The organism is Neisseria sp. HMSC073G10 (assembly GCF_001812605.1).
Lineage (GTDB): Bacteria > Pseudomonadota > Gammaproteobacteria > Burkholderiales > Neisseriaceae > Neisseria > Neisseria subflava_A.
Window position 1 is genome coordinate 1 of record NZ_KV809515.1, and the last position, 4216, is coordinate 4216.

Below are 4216 nucleotides of genomic sequence, written 5' to 3' on the forward strand. Positions count from 1 at the left end.
ACATTAAAGAAGAGATTAAAGCGCAGACCGGTGCTATCGCTTCGGTGGTGGGTGCGGCCGGAGGCAGTCTGAACGGTACGAACAGCAGCAACGGAGCGTTGTTTGATGCGCAGGTTGCCGGGACGGTCGGGCAGAATGCGGTGGAGAATAATGCTGCGGGGAATAGTACTTCTGCTGTTACGCGGATGCAGAGTAGAGCCGCAACATTGGAGAATGCCGCATATGCAATGGACCCATTTTTCTTACAAGGTAATGTGCCAGATATATATGCTGAGATTCAAAAATTAAAAAGAATAGATCAAGTAAATCAAGACAAGAAAAATGAAATAGCTAGAAATTTTCTTAGGGAACATGGAATTAATGTACCGTTAATGACTGTAATGGATAGTGTTAATGGTGTGGGAGTAGTTCGCTTAGACACAGAACGAAATTACCGAAACCTAATGAAGGCCATGACAGAATTTAAACAAGCAGCAACTACGAAACATGCTACATTTAGAATGGCTAAGCGACAATTAGGGATTCCTAATTCAATGCAGCCAACAGCAGTTCGTCGTGTGCCAATTGTAGAAAAAAAGCATGATCGAATAGGCATAGTAACTTACAAAAAGGATTCTTTAGGACGCACGTTATTTTCTACGGAGTATCTATTTATTGTTAATGGCAAAGGTTATGTAATCCAAGACCACTCTGTAGGGCATAATTTTGGAGACCTTAATGGAATAGGAAATCAACATGCTCATTTTAATTTAAAAAAATTAAATTTAAACACATATACCACAAATGGAACTATTGATATAGAAACTTGGAAGGCCGAGCAGAACATCCCGCACAATAGGCAAACCTATGGAATCAGTCCGATCACAGGTATTCCAGAGCATTTGTACACAAAACCTTCTCCGCATGCAGATCCTAAAGAGCATTTCTTTGAGAGAATATTTAACATGAAAAATGGAAACAGGGGGAAAACGAAAAAATGAAGCACGCGCACATTGACTTTATTGGGGGAAAATGGAATCTATTAAAGCAAATGTATGGAGCAGATATACTTGAAAAAGGAAATTTTTACGTAGATGATATCTTTTTTACCAAATGGATAATTTCCGAAAATAATCTAAAAGGGTACTGTATCAATATGATTATTTATCTTCATACTCCACCAACCATTTATCCAAAAAAATGGGAAGATGCTCAAGGAGTAAAAATATGGCTTTCATTTGATGGCCAATTTGGCAATGGATTATTTAAATTAAGCAATAGAAAATTAATTAAGGAAATACGTCATAAATATGTGAGATTTTCTTTTTTAAATGAATTTATTAAAGACCACAGAAGAATCTTAATTCATCTACAGAAAGATAACTCATCAATATTTGCCACATCGATACATGTTTTAGGCATTTCCAAACTAATTTAAAAATCTTAGAAATCAACAGTGCTATTTACACTTTTCAGATTTCATACTTAGACTGAACTAACCGATTTTTTAGCGAAAAAACAAAAACTGGACAGCCTGAAAAAGTGTAAACAACATGACATTTTCCAACACATTAAAAAGCCTGGAACAAACTGGAAAAGTTAGCTACCGACCGAGAAGAGCAAAACAAAGTAGTTGGTTCTATCAGGAAGGCAGTCCGACAGGAATGGGATTTGCTCAAACGGCACAACAGCAATTTTAGGCATGCTGTTGTCAATGGCAACATTGATGATATACGTGATGATAGTGAAGTCGTTGCAGCTAATGGCTTAAGTTCCTCTACCCAATTGGTGCAGGACTAATCGGAACGGGAGGAAGTTTTGTTGCTGCCAAAGGTATGGGTAATCCGGCTTACCGCATAAGCTGGGAGGGGCTTCCGGAAACCAATGCTGTAAAAATGAGGCAGACTGGTGCGGTTTCTTTGCCGAAGATTACGAAGATAAATAATTTAACACATGAAGGAATCGAATCACATAATCTAAATAACGTTAATGCTCCGGGTAGAAAAACTGTACCCGTCGGCGAAATCCGTATTCCTTCAAATTCCAAAGCAACAGAGGGAACAACCGTTACCTTGGCACAGGAGCAACGCCTAGCCAACGGAGAGCTGATACCGAGAGGCTCTGTGGTAACGTGGTCGGACAATGCGGTGAAGGTGGTGCGGCCGGATGGGAAAAAGCGGAGATTTAATAGTCGGGATTGGGAACAGAAGGCATTGCCGAAACCACCGAAAGATTACAGAGATGACATCAACATAGGGAGAAACAACCCTAAATATAATCAGCAACGGCATGAAAAAATCGAATCCCACAACCCAAACAGAATAGAGGCGATACGCCAACGTAATGCTATTTCTTCTGCAGAAAGGCAGGCTGATGCATTAAAAAGGTTGCAAACGTCTGGCCACACCCGCCTGCCTGGACAACCGCAAAAAGGAAAGCCTGGTGCTGCTAGAGAAATGTCTCGTTCAGATAATCCGAATCAAACAGCCGAGGCTTTTGCACGTCGATATTTAGGCAGGAAACCTACATTAATGGAACGAGTCGAAGGTGAAAAATTATACGGAGGTAAATGTGTGGCTGTTGGAAAGCGCAAATGCCGGATGGAACCTTTGTGGTGTATAGGCCAGCAGGTAATGCTTCTATGACTAAGGGAACTACAGCGTCTGTTGATATTAATAATCCAACATTAAATAACTTAAATATTAATTTAAAGGGCAAGCCAACAGAGCTGAAATTTAAATTCCCTGCTAGATAAGGATATTTTAATGAATTTAGAGACAGCAGAAAATATTCAATGCGAATTTGAGTATTTAGCATTAGATGGTTATTTTCCAATGCATTTTGCATCGCATGGTCAAGGAAACAAAGATTGGCAATTTGCAGTTGAATTCATATATAGATTATTAATATGTCAATTAGCAATTCTTGAGCCTGTTAATTTGGAAACAGAAAAAGATATTCTAGGTTTTTGTCATAAACTAGCAAAACAAAATCCTTTTGGTAAGGATAATGGAGTGTGGTATTGGGGAGAGATTATATTAACAAAAAAGGGGCTAGATTTAATAATAAAATATATTCCTGAGGCATTTGAGGAGTGGAATGGAAAGAAATTTGAATTAAATACTCCTTTCATAAAAACATTAGAATCCATATTTATTGAGCATGGGGTAGAATGGGATGAGAATAATCCACTATTTCCTATTGCATCCTTAATGCATTCTTAAAAAATGATTAATCTTACTTGTTTTATTAAAATGTTACCTAAAGTATTTAAGATTGCTGGAGAGTTGCGACACTAAACGACACAATTGTTTACCGTCCTGCCGGATATGCTGGCAAAGATACCCTACCCACTACAGCAACGGTAGAAATCCATAAGAACTCGGCCATACGATCGCTAAATAATAACGAAAATTTAAAATTGAAATTTCCAATAAAGTAATATAAATAAAAGGTAATGTATTATGAGAATGAACGAACGACAAGCATCTGCTATTCAGGATGTATTTCGAAAATTAGCTTTTATTGATACAGAACCAGTAGACCTTCCCAATTCAGGGCTTGATTGGCAGGAAACAGTAGAGATTATTTACCGGCTGTTTACCTTGAGATGGATGGAATTTTGGCCGCAGAAAGAGATTACGGATGAAGACATCTGGGATGTATTGCCGGAATCTTGCTTATTACAATCCTAATTATGATCTTGAATCAAAAGGATACGATTTTGATGTTGCCTGGATTTATCATTGGCTTACACATATTAACCTTACCTCCGAGGGAGAGGTGTTCTATTTTAAATACTTTGATCCCGAAGTGGTAAACAGCGCAGAAGACGATAATGCCGTAAATCCCGCCTTTATCGATCGTCTTGAAAGTATCTTTGAAGAAAACGATATGCCGTGGGGTAAGATATTTTTTCCCGTACAGAGTATCGAGTAAGCACAGAATGCAGCTGAGGATTTTGCACGCCAATTGCCGCAACCAGCCGACGACCGCACCCGCGCCCTGCAAACCCTGGCCGCCGGCGCCCAAGCCTACCAACTGGCCGATGGCGTCGGCAAAGTGGCCGACGCCCTTAAAAACCAAACCGGACAGCAGGGTGCCGTCCTCTTATCCGTTGAAGCCGGCTTCGGCTTTAAATCCGCCGGCAAAGAACAAAACCAAAACTACCGCCAAAGCCAACAAAGCAGCCTGAAAGCCGGTGGCGACATCAATATCCGCAGCCGCGAGGGCGACA

At 39.9% G+C, this 4216-nt stretch carries 5 protein-coding genes and 2 pseudogenes; all 7 read left to right on the forward strand.

The annotated features are described in order from the left end of the window. On the forward strand, positions 1-980 hold a 980-nt coding region (locus HMPREF2865_RS04615; protein ID WP_283120636.1), incomplete at its 5' end, for an HNH/endonuclease VII fold putative polymorphic toxin. Then, on the forward strand, positions 977-1417 hold the full coding sequence (locus HMPREF2865_RS04620; protein ID WP_070461584.1) for a hypothetical protein: 441 nt from the start codon (positions 977-979) through the stop codon (positions 1415-1417). The genes HMPREF2865_RS04615 and HMPREF2865_RS04620, both read left to right, overlap by 4 nt. A 571-nt stretch (positions 1418-1988) precedes the next feature. Beyond that, positions 1989-2734 (forward strand): annotated as a pseudogene (gene mafB / locus HMPREF2865_RS04625) (polymorphic toxin MafB class 2); the annotation flags it as partial. A 10-nt stretch (positions 2735-2744) separates the two neighbouring features. Beyond that, entirely contained in the window at positions 2745-3203 is a 459-nt protein-coding gene (locus HMPREF2865_RS04630) for a hypothetical protein (protein ID WP_070461583.1), read from the forward strand. Positions 3204-3443: 240 nt separating this feature from the next. Beyond that, positions 3444-3674 carry a hypothetical protein gene (locus HMPREF2865_RS11960; protein WP_141743141.1) on the forward strand — a complete coding sequence of 77 codons (231 nt, stop codon included), beginning with the start codon at positions 3444-3446 and terminating at the stop codon, positions 3672-3674. Beyond that, positions 3625-3918, forward strand: a complete 294-nt coding sequence (locus HMPREF2865_RS04635) for a hypothetical protein (RefSeq protein WP_070461582.1) — start codon at positions 3625-3627, stop codon at positions 3916-3918. The genes HMPREF2865_RS11960 and HMPREF2865_RS04635 overlap by 50 nt, the downstream gene beginning before the upstream one ends. A 33-nt stretch (positions 3919-3951) precedes the next feature. Beyond that, positions 3952-4216, forward strand: a pseudogene (locus HMPREF2865_RS04640) (hypothetical protein); the annotation flags it as partial.